Source organism: Leifsonia sp. T36S-04 (assembly GCF_042465655.1).
Lineage (GTDB): Bacteria > Actinomycetota > Actinomycetes > Actinomycetales > Microbacteriaceae > Leifsonia.
The window spans coordinates 1,206,963-1,224,150 of sequence record NZ_CP146286.1; the positions used below are offsets into that span (position 1 = coordinate 1,206,963).

Annotated in this window: 15 protein-coding genes; 6 read left to right on the forward strand and 9 right to left on the reverse strand. The window is 69.4% G+C overall.

What is annotated here, in order from left to right:
* Positions 1 to 10: 10 nt before the first annotated feature.
* The 4 genes from P3F85_RS05915 (at position 11) to P3F85_RS05930 (ending at position 5,328) form a co-directional block, all read left to right on the forward strand.
* Entirely contained in the window at positions 11 to 3,034 is a 3,024-nt protein-coding gene (locus P3F85_RS05915; RefSeq protein WP_374010321.1) for a bifunctional [glutamine synthetase] adenylyltransferase/[glutamine synthetase]-adenylyl-L-tyrosine phosphorylase, read from the forward strand.
* Between the two features lie 196 nt (positions 3,035 to 3,230).
* Positions 3,231 to 4,643 carry a glycoside hydrolase family 26 protein gene (locus tag P3F85_RS05920; protein WP_374010322.1) on the forward strand — a complete coding sequence of 471 codons (1,413 nt, stop codon included), beginning with the start codon at positions 3,231 to 3,233 and terminating at the stop codon, positions 4,641 to 4,643.
* Between the two features lie 74 nt (positions 4,644 to 4,717).
* On the forward strand, positions 4,718 to 5,044 hold the full coding sequence (locus P3F85_RS05925) for a type II toxin-antitoxin system RelE/ParE family toxin (protein ID WP_374010323.1): 327 nt from the start codon (positions 4,718 to 4,720) through the stop codon (positions 5,042 to 5,044).
* Entirely contained in the window at positions 5,041 to 5,328 is a 288-nt protein-coding gene (locus P3F85_RS05930; protein ID WP_374010324.1) for a HigA family addiction module antitoxin, read from the forward strand. Before P3F85_RS05925 ends, P3F85_RS05930 begins: the two co-directional genes overlap by 4 nt.
* A 10-nt stretch (positions 5,329 to 5,338) precedes the next feature.
* On the opposite strand, the gene P3F85_RS05935 is transcribed toward P3F85_RS05930, so the two are convergent.
* The 4 genes from P3F85_RS05935 to glnA form a co-directional block, all read right to left on the reverse strand.
* Entirely contained in the window at positions 5,339 to 6,574 is a 1,236-nt protein-coding gene (locus P3F85_RS05935) for an RNA polymerase sigma factor (protein WP_374010325.1), read from the reverse strand.
* A gap of 28 nt (positions 6,575 to 6,602) precedes the next feature.
* Positions 6,603 to 7,031: a YciI family protein gene (locus P3F85_RS05940; protein WP_374010326.1), complete on the reverse strand. Its 429-nt coding sequence runs from the start codon at positions 7,029 to 7,031 to the stop codon at positions 6,603 to 6,605.
* A gap of 185 nt (positions 7,032 to 7,216) precedes the next feature.
* Positions 7,217 to 7,846 carry a hypothetical protein gene (locus P3F85_RS05945; RefSeq protein WP_374010327.1) on the reverse strand — a complete coding sequence of 210 codons (630 nt, stop codon included), beginning with the start codon at positions 7,844 to 7,846 and terminating at the stop codon, positions 7,217 to 7,219.
* Positions 7,847 to 7,966: 120 nt separating this feature from the next.
* Positions 7,967 to 9,391 (reverse strand): type I glutamate--ammonia ligase, encoded by a 1,425-nt coding sequence (gene glnA, locus P3F85_RS05950; protein ID WP_374010328.1) that lies wholly within the window; start codon positions 9,389 to 9,391, stop codon positions 7,967 to 7,969.
* A gap of 172 nt (positions 9,392 to 9,563) precedes the next feature.
* Here glnA and P3F85_RS05955 point away from each other — a divergent pair, with 172 nt between their 5' ends.
* Positions 9,564 to 9,986, forward strand: a complete 423-nt coding sequence (locus P3F85_RS05955) for an RDD family protein (protein ID WP_374010329.1) — start codon at positions 9,564 to 9,566, stop codon at positions 9,984 to 9,986.
* Between the two features lie 102 nt (positions 9,987 to 10,088).
* Here P3F85_RS05955 and P3F85_RS05960 read toward each other — a convergent pair whose 3' ends face one another.
* The 3 genes from P3F85_RS05960 to lipB all read right to left on the reverse strand — a co-directional run bounded on the left by P3F85_RS05960 (position 10,089) and on the right by lipB (position 12,492).
* Positions 10,089 to 10,784: a DUF4191 domain-containing protein gene (locus tag P3F85_RS05960; RefSeq protein ID WP_374010330.1), complete on the reverse strand. Its 696-nt coding sequence runs from the start codon at positions 10,782 to 10,784 to the stop codon at positions 10,089 to 10,091.
* A gap of 62 nt (positions 10,785 to 10,846) precedes the next feature.
* On the reverse strand, positions 10,847 to 11,836 hold the full coding sequence (lipA, locus tag P3F85_RS05965) for a lipoyl synthase (protein WP_374010331.1): 990 nt from the start codon (positions 11,834 to 11,836) through the stop codon (positions 10,847 to 10,849).
* The gene (gene lipB, locus P3F85_RS05970; RefSeq protein ID WP_374010332.1) at positions 11,833 to 12,492 is read right to left on the reverse strand and encodes a lipoyl(octanoyl) transferase LipB; all 660 of its coding nucleotides are present in this window, start codon (positions 12,490 to 12,492) and stop codon (positions 11,833 to 11,835) included. Before lipB ends, lipA begins: the two co-directional genes overlap by 4 nt.
* Before the next feature lie 114 nt (positions 12,493 to 12,606).
* Here lipB and P3F85_RS05975 point away from each other — a divergent pair, with 114 nt between their 5' ends.
* Positions 12,607 to 14,154, forward strand: coding sequence for a hypothetical protein (locus P3F85_RS05975; protein ID WP_374010333.1), 1,548 nt, complete (start codon positions 12,607 to 12,609; stop codon positions 14,152 to 14,154).
* A gap of 77 nt (positions 14,155 to 14,231) precedes the next feature.
* Here P3F85_RS05975 and sucB read toward each other — a convergent pair whose 3' ends face one another.
* Both sucB and lpdA read right to left on the reverse strand, forming a co-directional pair.
* Positions 14,232 to 15,704: a 2-oxoglutarate dehydrogenase, E2 component, dihydrolipoamide succinyltransferase gene (gene sucB / locus P3F85_RS05980; RefSeq protein ID WP_374010334.1), complete on the reverse strand. Its 1,473-nt coding sequence runs from the start codon at positions 15,702 to 15,704 to the stop codon at positions 14,232 to 14,234.
* Between the two features lie 78 nt (positions 15,705 to 15,782).
* Complete coding sequence (gene lpdA, locus P3F85_RS05985; RefSeq protein WP_374010335.1) at positions 15,783 to 17,156, reverse strand: dihydrolipoyl dehydrogenase; 1,374 nt, start codon at positions 17,154 to 17,156, stop codon at positions 15,783 to 15,785.
* Between the last annotated feature and the right edge of the window lie 32 nt (positions 17,157 to 17,188).

The window sequence follows — 17,188 nt, forward strand, 5'->3', positions numbered from 1 at the left end:
CCCGTTCGTCGTGACGCGGCAGCAGCTCTCCCTCACGGCCCTGGCGCGCGCCGGGTTCGTGGGGCTGAGCTCGGTGCGCTCCGAACTGGACGAGCTAGCCGACCTCACAGGACTGCCGGCCGAGACGCTGACCGGCGCGATCTCCGTCGCCGCCGATCCCGATTGCGCCCTCACGTGGGCGCTGCGCCTGGTGCGCCAGGCGCCCGACCAGGCGGCGGGGCCATTCGGATCGGAGGAGGACGCGCGGCGGCTGTTCCGCGTGATCGGCGCGTCGGAAGGAATCGCCGAGTTCTTCCTGCGGCAGCCGGACCAGCTGGACGCCCTGGCGCGCCCTGTCGAAGGGCTTCCGAGCGCGGATGAGGTCCGCGCCGACCTGCTCGATGCCGTCGGCGCGGTCGACGGAGTGGCCGCCACAGGGGAGGAGGCCGCCTGGAGCGCCCTCCGCATCCGCTACCGCCGCCGCCTCGTGCAATTGGCGAGTTTCGACCTCGAGCAGGCCGATCCCGTCGCAGGCTTGGACGCCGTCGCCGCCGCGCTCAGCGACCTCGCGGCGGCCGCCCTGGAGGCCTCCCTCGCCGTCGCGCGCCGCATGACGATGGGTTCGGGCCCCGGCCGGTACCCGGAGGAGCAGGTGCGGGCAACTCCCTTCGCCGTCATCGGCATGGGCAAGGCCGGTGCGCGCGAACTCAACTACCTCAGCGACGTCGACGTCATCTTCGTCACCGAGGGCGTCGAGAGCGCCGGACTCGAACCGGGACGCGCGGTCGACATCGCGACCCGGCTGGCGATGCTGACGATGCGCGGCATCTACGAGCCGGCGGTCGAGGCGGGGCTGTGGGAGGTCGACCCGAACCTGCGTCCGGAGGGCAAGGACGGCGCGCTCGTGCGCACGCTGGAGTCCCACATCGCGTACTACGACCGCTGGGCGAAGGGATGGGAGTTCCAGGCGCTGCTGAAGGCACGTCCCCTCGCCGGCGACCCGGGCCTGGGGCAGCGCTACGTCGAGGCCCTCGCCCCGAAGGTGTGGAGCAGCGCCTCGCGCGAGAACTTCGTGGAGTCGGTGCAGAGGATGCGCGTGCGCGTGACCGACAACATCCCGGACGACGAGGTGCACTACCAGGTCAAGCTCGGCCCGGGCGGCCTGCGCGACGTGGAGTTCACCGTCCAGCTGCTGCAGCTCGTCCACGGCCAGACCGACGACCAGGTGCGGCAACGGGACACGCTCTCGGCACTCGCGTCGCTGGCCGCCCAGGGCTACATCGGCCGCGAGGAGTCGGCGACGTTCTCGCACGACTACCGCTCGCTGCGGCTGATGGAGCACCGCCTCCAGCTGCGGCGCCTGACGCGGACGCACCTGATGCCGCGCGACGAGGCGGATGTCCGCATCCTGGCCCGCGCCACGGGCCTCGCCCCCAGCGCGGCGCAGCTGATGGTCACGTGGAACGAGATCAAGCACCGCGTGCGCGGACTGCACGAGCGGCTGTTCTACCGTCCGCTGCTCAGCGCCGTCGCGGCAACGTCGACCGAGGACGCGCGCCTGGCCGGGGGAGTCGGGCTCACCAGCGGGCAGGCGGAGGCGCGACTCGCCGCGATCGGGTTCCGCGACCCGCGGGGTGCGCTCGCGCACATCGCAGCGCTTACCTCCGGTGTCTCGCGCCGCGCGACGATCCAACGGCATCTGCTCCCGGTGATGCTGCAGTGGTTCGCCGACGGGCCGGACCCCGACTACGGGCTGCTGACGTTCCGCCGGCTGAGCGAGGAGCTCGGCGGAACCCACTGGTACCTCCGGATGCTGCGCGACTCCAGCGGTGCCGCCGAGAGACTTACGCGGGTGCTGTCGGGGTCGCGGTTCGCCGGCGAACTGCTGGGGCGCATCCCCGAGTCGGTCGCGTGGCTGGAGTCGGAGGACGAACTGCGCCCGCGGTCCGCGGCCCTGCTCCGGGAGGAGACGACCGCGATCCTGGCGCGCCACGAGTCGGTGGATTCGGCGGCCGCCGCGCTGCGGGCCATGCGGCGCCGCGAGATCCTTCGGCTCGCGATCTCCGGCATCCTTGGCATCGCCACCATCGACGAGCTGGCGCGGGGGCTCACCGACGTCAGCGAGAACATCATCGGCGGCGTCCTGCAGGCGATCCGGTCGGCACGCGGCGACGCGGACCAGCTGGAGTTCGCCGTGATCGGGATGGGCCGGTTCGGCGGTCGCGAGCTCGGCTTCGGCTCCGACGCCGACGTGATGTACGTGTTCCGTCCGCTGGCGGCCGAGCAGGAGGCAGCCAACCGCAGCGCCCTGGCGATCGTCTCCGAACTGAACCGCCTGACCGAAGACAACCGCCTCCCGCTGGAGCTGGACATCGGCCTCCGTCCGGAGGGCAAGAACGGGCCGCCCGCCCGGTCGCTGGAGTCCTACCGCGCGTACTACCGGCGCTGGTCGCTCACCTGGGAGGCCCAGGCGCTGCTCCGCGCCCGCGGCATCGCGGGAGACCCGGCGCTGCTGACCGCGTTCGAGGAGCTGGCCGACGAGGTCCGCTACCCGCGCGAGATCGGCGAGCAGCAGATCCGCGAGGTGAAGCGCATCAAGGCCCGCGTCGAGAACGAGCGTCTTCCCCAGGGCGCCGATCCGTCCCGCCACCTGAAGCTGGGGCGCGGCTCGCTGAGCGATGTGGAGTGGTTCGTCCAGCTCATCCAGCTCGAGCACGCGTCATCGGTGCCCGAGCTGCGCACTCCCTCCACGTTGGAGGCGCTGGACGCGGCGGTAGCCCACGGTTTCGTCTCGGCCGACGACGCTGCGCGGCTCCGCGATGCCTGGATCTTCGCCTCCCGCACCCGGTCCGCCATGACGTTGTGGACGGACAAGACCGCCGACGTGCTGCCCTCGGACCGTGTCGCCCTCGACGGCGTTGCGCGCCTCATGGAGTACCCGCCCGGGTCGGCGAGCCGCCTCGAGGAGGACTACCTCGCCGTGACGCGCCGCGCCCGTCATGTCTTCGAGCGCGCCTTCTACGGGCCTCCGCAGCGTCCCGCTCCCACCGGCTGATGGTCGCCTCTCGCCGGTACCTTCGCGTTTCAGGCAGGTAAATTCCGGGTCGGACGGGTTGTGACAGCTCGTCGGTGGCCCCCACACTGGGGCCACCCGGTCCCCGACGACGTGGATGAATCTCCTCCCGACCTGGAGGTATGCCATGTCGACCAGTTCTCCTCGTTTCTGGGCGCGCAGCCGAACGAACGCACGCATGACCGCCGTCGCCGCGCTTGTGCTCGCCGCCTGTCTCGTCGCGCTGTCATGGTTCGTGTGGTCGACTCCCGACAGTCCGGTGCGGAAGGCGGCGGACACCGTCATCGCCGTGACGAACCCGCTGGCGGCGCAGAACGCCCAGTTGAAGAAGCAGCTGACCGCCACCAAGGGGACGGTGTCGACCCAGGCCGGAAAGCTGAAGCGCCAGACCGCGGCCGCCGCCGTCGCTGCTGCGGCGCACGCCAAGCAGCTCGCATCCGCTCAGCAGCAGCTCGCCGCGGCTCAGCAGGAGATCGCTCAGCTGAAGGCGGAGGGCTCCGGTGCGTCCGCAGGGTCGGGGACCGGAGGCTCCGCGTCGGCATCCGGAGCATCCACCCATCCCTCGAAGGGAGGCGGAGGTTCCACTCAGGCCGCTGCGCTCACGGCGCCCAGCCGGGACAGCCTGCTGCATCCGGACAAGCGCTACTTCGGCATGTACACCGAGCAGGCGCCGTTCAACTGGGCGACCTTCGACGCGACCTCCAAGAAGATCGGAGTGCAGCCGAACATCGTCGGCTACTTCAGTGGATGGGATGAGAACTTCCGCGCGAACGCGGTCACCCGGGCATGGCAGCAGGGCCGCCTCCCGCTGCTCACCTGGGAGTCGCGCCCGATCGCTGCCGGCAACAACTCGAACTCCGCGCCCGACTACACCCTGCCGAAGATCATCGACGGTGGATTCGATGCGTACCTTCACCAGTACGCCAAGGACATCCTGTCGACCGGGCTGCCGGTGGCGATCCGGCTGGACCACGAGATGAACGGCACCTGGTACCCGTGGTCGGAGCTGAACGGCAGCAACAAGCCGATCAACGGGAACAACGTCGGGGACTACGTGAAAATGTGGCGGCACGTCCACGACATCTTCCAGCAGGAGGGAGCCAACAGTCTGGTGATCTGGATCTGGGCGCCCAACATCATCAACAACATGCAGCCCGCCTCGCACGCGACCCAGGAGTTCCTGAACGGCTACTACCCGGGCGACGCCTACGTGGACTGGGTCGGGCTGTCGGGCTACCTGCGACCGCCGTGGCGCGCCGGGAACGACTTCACGTTCTCGTACACGTACGACTCCAGCCTGAACCAGCTCCGGGCGCTGACGACCAAACCGATCCTCCTCGCCGAGGTCGGCGCGTCGGAGACGGACGGCCACAAACCGGCGTGGGTGAAGAGCTTCTTCGACGGATTCGCGGACCCGAAGAACGCGGACATCATCGGCTTCAGCTGGTTCAGCCTCGCCATCACGAGCTACGTCGGTGGCGAGCGCTCGACCAACGACTGGCGCATCGACTCCCGCTCCGACTCGCTGGCCGCATTCTCGAGCGGCATCTCGCGCCCGGACACGGGCTTCGCGCTGATACCCGCGGACTGAGGCCGCCGCGCCCGGCGGCGGCGACTCACTCTAGTAACGCTTGACGTTATTAACACCACGCGTTACTATGGCGTATGCTCCACTCTTTCGCCGATCGCGACACCGAGGCGCTCTGGTACGGAATCGCTGTGAAGCGTTTCGGTCCCAATCTCCGACGCATCGCACGGCGCAAGCTGACGATGTTGAATGCGGCGGCAGACCTCAGTGACTGTCGAGTTCCTCCGGGGAATCGATTGGAAAAACTCGGCGGAGACCGGAGCGGGCAATACAGCATTCGTGTGAACGATCAGTTCCGTATCTGCTTCACCTGGAAATCCGGGGGACCGGCCGACGTAGAGATCACCGACTATCACCGACCCGACCCATGCCAAACGAAACGCATCACCGAGGAGGCGCCATGAATGACTTCATCACACCGGGCGAGGTGCTGCACGAGGAGTTCATGAGGCCCCTTGGGCTCACCAAGTATGCCCTTGCAAAGGCTGTCCACGTGCCGGCCCAGCGCATCGGCGACATCGTTGCCGGAAAGCGGGCGATCACCCCGGACACGGCACTGAGGTTCTCGCGGGCCTTCGGAACGACGCCGGAGTTCTGGTTGAACCTGCAGTCGCACTACGACCTCGAGCGGGCTCTCTCCGCGCACGCATCGGAGTTCGACGAGATCCGGCCGCTGATGGCCGGCTGATTCCTCGACGTCAGTCGTCCCGCAGGCGCGCGGCCTTCTCCAGCAGCACCTGACGCTGGCGGTCGTTGCCCGCAAGAGCGGCCGCCGCAGAGAGTTCAGAGACCGCCTCCTCCGTTCGGCCGAGCCGGGCCAGCAGCTCGCCGCGGACGCTCGGGAGGAGGTGCGAGCCACGAAGCGCACCCTGCGCCGCGAGTTCGTCGGCGATCCGGAGGGCGCTGGCCGGCCCGGTCGCCATCGACACCGCTGCCGCCCGGTTCAACTCGACCACGGGGCTCGGCGCGATCCGTCCCAGCGCCTCGTAGAGGACGACGATCCGGTCCCAGTCGGTCGCCTCCGCGCTCGGCGCGATCGCGTGGCACTCGGCGATCGCCGCTTGTAGCGCGTACGTACCACGACCGTGCCCGAGCTCATCGGCGCGCGCGAGAGCCGCTCGCCCGCGCTGGATCTGCGAATGGTCCCAGCGTGCCCTGTTCTGGTCGGTGAGCAGGATCGGGCTGCCGTCGGGAGCAGTGCGGGCCGCGAACCGGGCCGCCTGCAACTCCATCAGCGCGACGAGCCCGAGCGCCTCCGGCTCGCGAGGGAGCAGCGCCGCAACCATCCGACCGAGCCGGAGGGCTTCGTTGGCGAGGTCGGCGCGCATCCACTCGGGCCCGGTCGTGGCGGCATAGCCTTCGGTGAAGACGAGATAGACCACGCCGAGCACGCCCTCCAGGCGCTCCTTCCACTCCGACGGCTCCGGGGAGGCGAAAGGGATGCGTGCGGCCGAGATCGTCTTCTTGGCGCGGACGATACGCTGCTGCACCGTCGCGACCGGGACGAAGTACATCCGCGCGATCTCCTCGGTGCTGAGCCCCGCGACGATCCGCAGGGTGAGCGCGACCTGCGCCTCCCGCGAGAGCGCGGGGTGGCACGCGGTGAAGACGAGCCGGAGGACGTCATCGTCGATGGGCTCCCACGCATCCCCGGTCGCTTCGTCCAGCGTCGCAGCGATGGCGCGGTAGCGGTCGTCCAGCCGCTCGCGCCGACGCCACTGGTCGATCGCGCGCCGCTTTCCGACGGAGGTCAGCCAGCCGCCCGGATTGTCGGGGACGCCATCCCGCGGCCACTGCCGGAGCGCCTCCACGAGGGCCTCCTGCGCGAGATCCTCGGCCAGGCCGACGTCGCCGGTCATCTTGGCGAGCGTCGCGACGACGCGCGCCCCATCGATGCGCCAGACGGCGTCGACCCGCGCCGGGATCCCGCTCATCGGACGTCTGCCCCTCGGCCGGCCGGCGTCACGCCTTCTCGGCGGCCGCCCGCCACTCGGCTTCCTTCTTGATGTACTCGTTGTCGGCGAAGTCGGCGAAGTCGCTCTCGTCGGTCACGCGTCGCACCTCCAGCTTCGAACCCGGTCCCAGTGGGCAGCGGAGGGCCCACTCGGCGGCCTCCTCCTTCGACCGCACGTCGAGGATCCAGAAACCGTTGAACAACTCGTGAGTCTCACCGTACGGGCCATCGGTGACGGCCGGCGGGGTCGTCGAGAAGTCGACCACGAACCCCGTGGTCTCGACATCATCGGCGAGGCCGTCGCCCGCGAGCAGCACGCCCGCGGAGATGAGCTGCTCGTTGTACTGGCCCATCCGGGTGATGACTTCGTTGAAGTCCATCTCCTGGTATGCCTCCTTGGCGGCGTCCGTGGCGCGCATGATCAGCATGTACTTCATGGGTGTCTCCCTCGGTGTCCGGGGTGCGATCCTCGCACCCTCCTATCTTCGTGTCGAACGGCGCGGGCGGAGGTCGACACGGGTCCCGAAGTTTTCTCCCCGGGTGCGGTGTGTCTGCGGTCGCTTGTAACGTTCGCTGATGCGCGCGCAGCCGCACGCGTTACAAGCGACAGCAGTCGCGGCCGTCAGCTGAGGGAGAAAGCGTCCAGCGTCGCGCGGAACCCGTGGCCGGTCGCGGTCTCGGTGCACGACATCCCCGCTGGCAGCGCCACGCACTCGACACCGGCGAACCGCACGCCGTTGCCGGGCATGAGCGCCGTGGGGCTGCCGGTCTCGCTCGAAAACACCTGGCCGCTGTTGCACAGCACTGTCGCCGCCTCGCCGCCATTCGCCGCGAACCCGCTCGGGCAGCCGCCTGCCTCGAACACGAAGCCGAGCGGAGGGTACGCGAACCGATTGGCGCCCTCCTGGATGCGGCAGCCGTAGTAGACGCCCGGCCCGAGATCGCCCTTCGCTCTGCTGTAGCGCGGCATGTCGTCGTAGATCCCGCACATCATGGTGCCGTCCTGCGTCGTCCACGAAGGACCGTGAGGCATCCAGTCCGGTGTCGTGGCGTCCGGCAGCATGATCAGCTGCTGGGCGTCCTGCCACACGACCGCCGGAGCCGTGGGGGTCGGACGGGGTGTCTCGCTCGCCGCGCCGACGGCCGGCGCCGACGAGCCGGGAGCGGTGGCCGCCGCGGCGGTGCACCCGGTGAGTGCGAACACGATGGCGGCGGCTGCAGCGCCGGTCAGGAGGATCCCACGAAGTCCCATGGCGCGATCCTATGGCCTTGTGACGGGCCGGCCGCTCACGCCGCCACGGAGCAGGGAACACCGACAGCGAAGGGGCCGCCTCCCGGGTGGGAAGCGGCCCCTCACTGGTGCGTCGGGCGATCAGACCCCGTAGTACAGCTCGTACTCGAAGGGGTGCGGACGCTGTGCGAGCGGCTTGATCTCCTTCTCGCGCTTGTACTCGATCCAGGTCTCGATGAGCTCCGCGGTGAACACGCCGCCCGCGAGCAGGAAGTCGTGGTCGGCCTCGAGCGCGTCGAGCGCCTCGCCGAGCGACGCCGGAACCTGGGGGATGTTCTTGGCCTCCTCGGGCGGGAGCTCGTAGAGGTCCTTGTCGACCGGCTCGTGCGGCTCGATGCGGTTCTTGATGCCGTCGAGACCCGCCATCAGCTGAGCAGCGAACGCGAGGTACGGGTTGCCGGAGGCGTCGGGCGCGCGGAACTCGATGCGCTTCGCCTTCGGGTTGCTGCCCGTGATCGGGATGCGGATGGACGCCGAGCGGTTACCGGCCGAGTAGACCAGGTTGACCGGGGCCTCGAAGCCGGGGACCAGGCGGTGGAACGAGTTCACCGTCGGGTTCGTGAAGGCCAGGACAGCGGGAGCGTGCTTGAGCAGGCCGCCGATGTACCAGCGCGCGACGTCGGAGAGTCCGCCGTAGCCCGCCTCGTCGTAGAACAGCGGCTTGCCGTCGTTCCACAGCGACTGGTGGGTGTGCATGCCCGAGCCGTTGTCGCCGAACAGCGGCTTCGGCATGAACGTCGCCGTCTTGCCCCACTCGTTGGCGGTGTTCTTGACGATGTACTTGAACTTGAGGATGTCGTCCGCCGCGTGGACCATCGTGTCGAAGCGGTAGTTGATCTCCGCCTGTCCGCCGGTGCCCACCTCGTGGTGTGCACGCTCCAGGATGAGGCCGGCGTCGATCAGCTTGAGGGAGATGTCGTCGCGCAGGTCGGCCTGCTTGTCGACCGGGCTGACCGGGAAGTAGCCGCCCTTGTACGGGGTCTTGTTCGCCAGGTTGCCGCCCTCTTCGACGCGGCCGGAGTTCCAGGCGCCCTCTTCCGAGTCGACGGAGTAGAAGCTCGAGTTCTGCTTCACCTCGTAGCGCACGTCGTCGAAGATGTAGAACTCCGCCTCGGGAGCGAAGTACGCGGTGTCGGCGATCCCGGTCGAGGCCAGGTACTTCTCGGCCTTCTTGGCGACCTGGCGCGGGTCCTTCGCGTAGATCTCGCCGTTCCGCGGGTTGTAGATGTCGAACACCATGATGAGGGTGCGCTCGGCACGGAACGGGTCGATGTACGCCGTCGACACATCCGGGATGAGCTGCATGTCGGACTCGTGGATCGACGCGAAGCCGCGGATCGACGAGCCGTCGAACAGCTGGCCGACGGAGAAGAACTCCTCGTCGACGGTCGAGGCGGGGATGTTGAAGTGCTGCTGCACACCGGGCAGATCGGTGAAGCGGATATCAAGGAACTTCACATCAGTGTCCTTGATGAACTTGAGCACCTCGGAAGAATCACGGAACATGCGGAGGACTCCCAAATGGCTTTGCGGGTGACGGACTGCGCGTGCAGCCCACGGGTCAACCGTACGGGGAGGCCGTTTCCCGGGAGTGACGCAAATGTTTCGGGCATGTTACGCGTACCCGGGTCGGGGATCGGCTCAGGATGGGCGGGGTCGCGCTGGGTAGACTCGGCGCGTGCCGCAGAACTCCACCGGTCGTCCCGGAGACATCGCCCCCAGCCGTTATCCGGGGGAGCGCCTGGGGCTGCCCGACTCCGGCCCACGCTCCGTCGGCCGGGTCGGGCGTCGCATCGGTGCCATCGCGGTGGACTGGGCGATCGCCTCGTTCCTGTCGTTCGCGTTCTTCCGCTACGACTCGTGGGCCACCATCGGCATCTTCGCCGTGCTGCAGATCCTGTTCATCCCGACCATCGGAGGCAGCATCGGTCACCGCATCTTCGGGATGCGCGTCGTCGCCGTCCGCGGCGGCTGGGTCGGCATCTGGCGTCCCATCGTGCGGACGCTGCTCCTGTGCCTCGCGGTTCCGGCGCTCGTCTGGGACTCCGACCAGCGCGGCTTCCACGACAAGATCGCGGGAACCGTCCTCATCCGCGCCTGATCCGGAGCCCTCGAGCACATCCGCAGCCGCCGAGCACAGGAAAATTGTCGCGAATCCTGCCGATCGGCAACAGTTTTCCTGTGCTCGGCGGCTACGGGTGGGTCAGCGGGCGCGCTGTGCCCGGACCTTCATGGGGTCGATGCCCTTGGGGATCGGCATCTGGTTCTCGATCGACTGGAGGCGGTTGCTGATCGCCAGCACCTCCGCCTTGGTCAGCGTCGGCTTGATCTTGGCCAGGGTGCGGGGCACCTTGTGGAGCGGCACCGAGTTGGCGTCCGGGCCCACCGTGATCACGGTCACCGGCACATTGGGGAGGACGCGGTTCACCTTGCGGCGCTCCTCGTCGACCATGCGCTTGGTGCGGGTGGCGGGGCCTTCGCTGATGAGCACGACGCCGCCGCGCCCGGTCGCCCGGTACACCGCATCCTGCGTCTTGCCGTTGACCGCCACGGGCATCTCGGAGCCGCGCCAGCTGCGCTTCAGCGAGGAGCGCAGGACGGCGCCGACCGCTCCCGGCTGCCCCTCGATCTGCGAGTAGGCGGCGCGCTCGGCACGCCGGCCCAGGATGATGAGCGCGATCAGGACGCCCGCGAGCACGCCCGCGAGGATCCAGAGCACCATCGTGAAGACGTTGCCGCCCGAGAAGAACACCGCGAACAGCACGCCGACGATGATCGGAAGGACAGCCCCGAGGACGATGTAGAGCACCGCGCGGTTGTCGTACCGGCGGGTCATCTGGAACACCTGCCACATCTGCTTCAGACGGCCGGGCTCCTTGGTGGACTTGTCCTTTGCCATAGCACCAAGGATACCGGCTCTGCGGTGTTTCAGATGACCCGTTCGCTACAGGGAGAGGGCTTTCACGAGACCGCCTGTGCGAAGCCGAGGGACGCGTCCGCCAGGTGCCGGAGCTGGTCCGGGACCGGCCGTCCCTTCGCCTGCATGGACTGTGCCCACAGTCGCCCGGCCCGGTACGAGGATCGCACCAGCGGACCCGCCAGGACGCCCAGGAAGCCGATCTCCTCGGCCTCCTCCTTCAGCTCCACGAACTCGTCGGGATGCACCCAGCGCGCCACCGGCAGGTGCCGCGGACTCGGCCGCAGGTACTGCGTGATCGTGATGATGTCGGTCCCGGCGTCGTGGAGGTCGCGCAGGGCCGCACTGATCTCGGCCCGCTCCTCGCCCATCCCGAGGATGAGGTTCGACTTGGTGATCAGCCCGGCGGCGCGTCCCTGCGTCAGCACGTCGAGCGAGCGCTCGTACCGGAACGCGGGCCGGATGCGCTTGAAGATGCGCGGGACGGTCTCCACGTTGTGCGCGAACACCTCCGGTGCTGCCCGGAAGACTTCGCCGAGATGCTCCGGGTTCCCCGAGAAGTCGGGCACCAGGATCTCGACACCGGTGCCGGGGGACTGGCGGTGGATCTCGCGGATCGTCTCGGCGTACAGCCACGAGCCTTCGTCCGGGAGGTCGTCGCGGGCGACGCCGGTCACCGTCGCGTACCGCAGGCCCATGCGCTCGACCGACTCGCCGACGCGCCGGGGCTCGTCGCGATCGAAATCGGCGGGCTTGCCGGTATCGATCTGGCAGAAGTCGCAGCGGCGGGTGCACTGGGATCCGCCGATGAGGAACGTCGCCTCCCGGTCCTCCCAGCACTCGTAGATGTTCGGGCAGCCGGCCTCCTGGCACACCGTGTGCAGGTCCTCCGACTTCACCAGGCTCTGCAGCTGGCGGTACTCCGGCCCCATCTTCGCCTTGGTCTTGATCCATTCGGGCTTGCGCTCGATCGGCGTCTGAGCGTTGCGGACCTCGAGGCGCAGCATCCGGCGCCCCTCGGGAACGGCGCTCACGCGACGGCCTCGGCAGCCGTGAACTCCAGGTCGAAGGCGTCCATGACGAGCGGACCCACGTCCTGCGGTGTCACGGTGCGGCCGAGGACGCGGGAGATCGTGGTGACTCCCGCGTCGCGGATGCCGCACGCGACGATGCGGTCGTACGCGTCCAGGCTGTTGGAGCAGTTGAGGGCGAAGCCGTGCATGGTGACGCCCTCCGCGACCCGGATGCCGATGGCGGCGATCTTCTCGTCGGTCGTCGCTCCGGGATTGTGCTCTGGACGCATCCACACGCCCGACCTGCCCTCGATCTGCACACCGTTGACGCCCACGCGGGCGAGTACATCGATCAGCACCCTCTCGAGCGCGCGGACGTAGCCGACGACGTCGATGGGGTCGTGGAGTCGGAGGATCGGGTACCCCACGAGCTGACCCGGCCCGTGCCAGGTGATCTTGCCACCGCGGTCGACGTCGACGACGGGTGTGCCGTCGGTCGGACGTTCGTCCGGGGCTGTTCTCTTGCCCGCGGTGTACACCGGCGGGTGCTCGAGGAGGATGACGGTATCGGGCGCCCGGCCTGCGACGACGGCGGCGTGCAGGGCACGCTGCTGTTGAAGGGCCTCGAGATACGGCACGGAGTTGGCGCTTAGCCCCGTGACGTCATACGTGGTCACCAGGTCAGTCTATGCACGAATGCCGGAGTTGGTCACGGCGCACGGGACTGGCGGACTGTCCACAAATTTCCCGGGGGCGGAGCATAGGCGCGGGCTGTCGTCTGGGATGGAGGCATGACCCCGTCCTCACGCGCCTCCCGCTCACCGCTTGCCTCTGCTGCTTTTCCCTCAGCGGCGTCTCCTTCTGCTGCCGACATCCGGCGTGCGGCGCTGTCGTACGCCCTGGCCGAGGGATGGAAGGTGAGTGAGCACCGGGTCCACATGCCGGACGGGGTGGGCGCTCGACGCCCGGCGGAAGCCCTCGTGGTCGTGTCGGGCGGAGAGCTTCCGGGACGGTGCCTGCTGCGGGTGCGCGAACGGCGCGGAGAGGACGCCGCGCACGACGTCGCCGCGCGCCGCGCCGCGTCCTCGGAGCATGTGGTCGGGGTGGTGGCCCGGCTTCCCGCCCGTCGGTTCCGGAGGAGGGAGTGGGATGCGGTGCTGCTGCATCTCGCGGACGGTGGAGGGCTGGAGCGGCTTCTGCTGCGTGAAGGAGGGCTACGCGGGGGTGAAGCCGCAACAGTCCTGCTCGGAGTGGCCGCGGGCATCGCAGCGCTGCACGAGCACGGCTGGGCGCGTCCGGCGCTCTCCGCGAGCGGGGTCGTCTTCGCCGCGGACGGCTGCCCGGCACTCGACGCGCTCGACGACGTGACGCCGTGGGAACCGGACGCCGCGGTGGCGGACGCCGGGGCGTTCCATGCTCTGAGCCGCAGGGTGTGCCTGAGCGTGACAGACGGGTCCGGGATGATGCTGCTCGCGGCGGTCGAGCGGGGCCTCCGGAAGGGCCGATGGAGAGCGGTGGAGGAGGCCGTCCTCGCCGTGGCGGCGCCGGAGCCGGTCACACTCGCGGGACCGGGCGCGCCCGCTGCGGAGGAGCCCGCGCATTCAGGTACGGCGCTGCGACGGCCGTCGAAAGCGGGGCGACGGGACGCTGTTGGTCGCGGCGGTGGCGGCTCCACGCGCACCTCTCGTGCTCCGGCAGGCCGGACGGGCGATCGGGTCGCTACCGCTGTCTCCGCGGTCATGACCTTCTTGGACGGCGACCCGGCGCGGACGGTCGCGCGTCGCGCGGGCGCCTGGCTGCGGCGGCGACCCGCGATGGTCATCGTCGGGTTGCTGCCGGTCGCTGCGGCCCTGGCTGTCGTGGGGCTTCTGCCGGCGTCGCCGGCGGAGAGCGTGCCGACGGCGCCTCCGACGAGCCGGCTCCCGGTCGCGTCCTCACCTGCGTCGGCGTCTGCTGCAGCGACAGGGGCAGCGGCGAAGGATGGCCGCCCGGGCGCTGACGAGGGACAACAGCGCGACGATCCGGTCGTGGCGGCGGCCTCGGTCCTGGAGGCGTGGCACGCGTGCTTCACGTTGCGACCGATCGCGCAGGACTGCTTGTCACGGGTGCTGGACGGCGAACCGGGCTTCCTCGCCGCGGAGACGCAGGCTCTCGGCACTGTCGGCGCGGCGGAGGCACGCGACTACGCCGGAGCGGGGCTGAGCCTCGTCGAGCGGGGGGGCGATGCTGCTTTGATCGGTGTCGTTCCCGATGCCGCCCGCACCCCGCACACCACTCCGGCGTCCCTGCTCGTGGTGAGGAGCGACGGCGGCTGGCGGTTGCGCGCTGTGTTCCCGTAGGAACCGTGCGGAAACGGAACAGCCTCGCTCCTGAGCAAGGAGCGAGGCTGTTCCGTGTGTGCGGTTGCCGGAGCGGGTCAGAGACCGAGGTTGCCCTCGAAGTTGCCGCCCTCGAGGCGGTTCTTCACCGCGACGAGGAAGCGGGCCGCGTCGGCCCCATCCACGATGCGGTGGTCGTAGGAGAGCGCCAGGTAGACCGTGGAGCGGATCGCGATGGAGTCGGACCCATCCGCCGAGACCACGACCGGCTTCTTCGTGACGATTCCGGTACCCAGGATCGCGACCTGCGGGAGGAAGACGAGCGGGGTGTCGAACAGTGCGCCGCGCGAACCCGTGTTCGTCAGGGTGAAGGTGCCGCCGGCCAGCTCGTCCGGCTTGAGGCGGTTGTCACGCGTACGTCCAGCGAGGTCGGCGATCTGCTTCGCCAGCTCGGCGAGGTCGAGCTCCGAGGCGTTGCGCACCACCGGGGTGAGCAGGCCGCGCTCGGTGTCGACCGCGATCGAGATGTTCTCGTGGTCCGGGTAGACGATGCTGTCGCCGTCGACCGTCGCGTTGATGACGGGGTACGTCTTCAGCGCCTCGGCCGCGGCCAGAGCGAAGAACGGCAGGAAGGACAGCTTCACACCGGTCTTGGCGAGGAAGTCGCCCTTCACGCGGTCGCGGAATGCGGCCACCTTCGTGACATCGACCTCGACCACGCTGGTGAGCTGCGCGGTCGACTGCATCGAGACGACGGCGCGCTCGGCGACGACCTTGCGCAGACGCGACATCGGCTGCGTGGTGCCGCGCAGCGGCGACACCTCGGGAGCCGGCGCCGCAGCGGCCGGGGCAGCGGACTCCGACGCGGCCGGAGCCGCCGCCTGGAGGATGTCCTCCTTGCGGATGCGCCCGCCGACACCGGTGCCGGTGATGGTGGAGAGATCGACGCCCTGCTCGTTCGCGAGCTTGCGCACGATCGGGGTCACGTAGCCCGCGTTGCCGGCGTGGGCGCCCGACGAGGCGGGAGCCGGTGCGGCAGCCGGGGCCGGCGCGGGAGCCGGAGCGGCAGCGGGGGCGGCCTGTGCCGGAGCGGCAGGCGCCGGAGCGGGAGCGGCCTCCTGAGCCGGGGCGGGAGCGGCCTCCTGCGCGGGGGCGGGTGCAGCCTCCTCCGCGGGGGCAGGTGCAGCCTCCTGAGCGGGCGCGGGAGCAGCCTCCTGAGCGGGCGCGGGAGCAGCCTCCTGAGCCGGAGCGGGAGCAGCCTGCTCAGCAGGAGCGGCCTCCGCCGGAGCGGCCTCTTCCGCCGGCGCAGCCGGAGCCTCGGCGCCGGCACCGGAGCCGTCGCCGATCGTCACGAGCGCGGTTCCCACCTCGACCGTCTCGTCCTCCTGCACCAGGATCGCCTCGATGACGCCGGCGATCGGTGACGGAATCTCGGTGTCGACTTTGTCGGTCGAGACTTCGAGCAAAGGCTCGTCCACCTCGACACGGTCGCCAACGTTCTTCAGCCAGCGGGTGACCGTGCCTTCCGTGACGCTCTCTCCGAGCGCCGGGAGGCTGACGGATTCGCTCATGAGCTTTTCTCCTTCAAACCTGATCGTTCAGTAGCTTATTGCAGGCGGGTCCGCGCGCGGCGGACCCGCCCTGTGGTCTTAGAGCGTGTGCAGCGGCTTGCCCGCGAGGTACAGGAAGGCCTCGCCGAGCGACTCGTTCTGCGTGGGGTGCGCGTGGACGAGAGGCGCGATGTCCTCCGGGTACGCCTCCCAGTTCACGACCAGCTGTGCCTCGCCGATCAGCTCGCCGACGCGGGCGCCGATCATGTGAACGCCCAGCACCGGTCCGTCGTTCAGGCGGACGACCTTCACGCTTCCGTTGGTGCCGATGATCTCGCTGCGGGCGTTGCCCGCGAGGCTGTAGTCGTAGCTCGAGACGCTGTCGGCCCCGTACTTCTCGGCCGCCTTCGCCTCGGTCAGGCCGACGGAGGCCACCTCGGGGTCGCAGTAGGTGACCTTGGGGATGTTGATGTCCGGCACGACGATCGGGTTCAGGCCCGCGATCTCCTCGGCGACGAAGATGCCCTGCTGGAATCCGCGGTGCGCGAGCTGCAGTCCGGGGACGATGTCGCCGACGGCGTAGACGCCCGGGATGTTGGTGTGCAGGCGCTCGTCGGTGATGACGAAGCCGCGGTCCAGGGTGACGCCGACCTCGTCGAAGCCGAGTCCCTGGGTCAGCGGGCCACGGCCCACGGCGACGAGCAGGAGGTCGGCCTCGACGGTGTCACCGTTCTCGAGGGTGACGACGACGCCGTTCTCGTCCTGGGTGACGCCCTGGAAGCGGATGCCGAGGCGGTAGTCGATGCCACGGCGGCGGAAGGCGCGCTCGAGCGACTTGCTGATCGACTCGTCCTCGTTCGGGACGAGGTGGGGGAGCGCCTCGATGATGGTGACGTCGGCGCCGAACGACTTCCAGACGCTGGCGAACTCCACGCCGATGACTCCGCCGCCGAGCACGGCGACCTTCTTGGGCACGTAGTCGAGCTCGAGCGCCTGCTCGCTGGTGATGACGCGGCCGCCGATCTCGAGGCCGGGGAGCGACCGCGAGTACGAGCCGGTGGCAAGGATGATGTTCTTGCCGACGATGGTGTTCTCGCCGACCTGGACGGTCGTCGGGGAGGTGAGGCGGCCCTCGCCCTCGATGACGGTGATGCCGCGGGCCTTGACCAGGCCCTGCAGGCCCTTGTACTTCTTGGCGACGATGCCCTGGCGGTACTCGGTCACACCGTTGATGTCGACGCCCTGCAGCTGGGTGACGATGCCGTACTTCGAGGACTCGCGCGAGTAGTCGGCGATCTCGGCCGCGTGGAGCAGCGCTTTGGTCGGGACGCAGCCGCGGTGCAGGCAGGTGCCGCCGACCTTGTCCTTCTCGATCATGCCGACGGTGAAGCCGAGCTCGGCCGCACGCAGCGCCGCTGCGTAGCCTCCACTCCCACCGCCGAGCACTACAACGTCAAAGTTCTGCTCAGACACCCAGTTACTCCCTCGCGCATCAGGATCTTGTG

What these genes read in the sequence shown, in the direction of transcription:
- P3F85_RS05920 (WP_374010322.1), top strand. Translation starts at nt 3,231, where the DNA reads ATGACCGCCGTCGCCGCGCTTGTGCTCGCCGCCTGTCTCGTCGCGCTG.
- P3F85_RS05925 (WP_374010323.1), top strand. Translation starts at nt 4,718, where the DNA reads ATGCTCCACTCTTTCGCCGATCGCGACACCGAGGCGCTCTGGTACGGA.
- P3F85_RS05930 (WP_374010324.1), top strand. Translation starts at nt 5,041, where the DNA reads ATGAATGACTTCATCACACCGGGCGAGGTGCTGCACGAGGAGTTCATG.
- P3F85_RS05935 (WP_374010325.1), bottom strand. Translation starts at nt 6,574, where the DNA reads ATGAGCGGGATCCCGGCGCGGGTCGACGCCGTCTGGCGCATCGATGGG.
- P3F85_RS05940 (WP_374010326.1), bottom strand. Translation starts at nt 7,031, where the DNA reads ATGAAGTACATGCTGATCATGCGCGCCACGGACGCCGCCAAGGAGGCA.
- P3F85_RS05945 (WP_374010327.1), bottom strand. Translation starts at nt 7,846, where the DNA reads ATGGGACTTCGTGGGATCCTCCTGACCGGCGCTGCAGCCGCCGCCATC.
- glnA (WP_374010328.1), bottom strand. Translation starts at nt 9,391, where the DNA reads ATGTTCCGTGATTCTTCCGAGGTGCTCAAGTTCATCAAGGACACTGAT.
- P3F85_RS05960 (WP_374010330.1), bottom strand. Translation starts at nt 10,784, where the DNA reads ATGGCAAAGGACAAGTCCACCAAGGAGCCCGGCCGTCTGAAGCAGATG.
- P3F85_RS05975 (WP_374010333.1), top strand. Translation starts at nt 12,607, where the DNA reads ATGACCCCGTCCTCACGCGCCTCCCGCTCACCGCTTGCCTCTGCTGCT.
- sucB (WP_374010334.1), bottom strand. Translation starts at nt 15,704, where the DNA reads ATGAGCGAATCCGTCAGCCTCCCGGCGCTCGGAGAGAGCGTCACGGAA.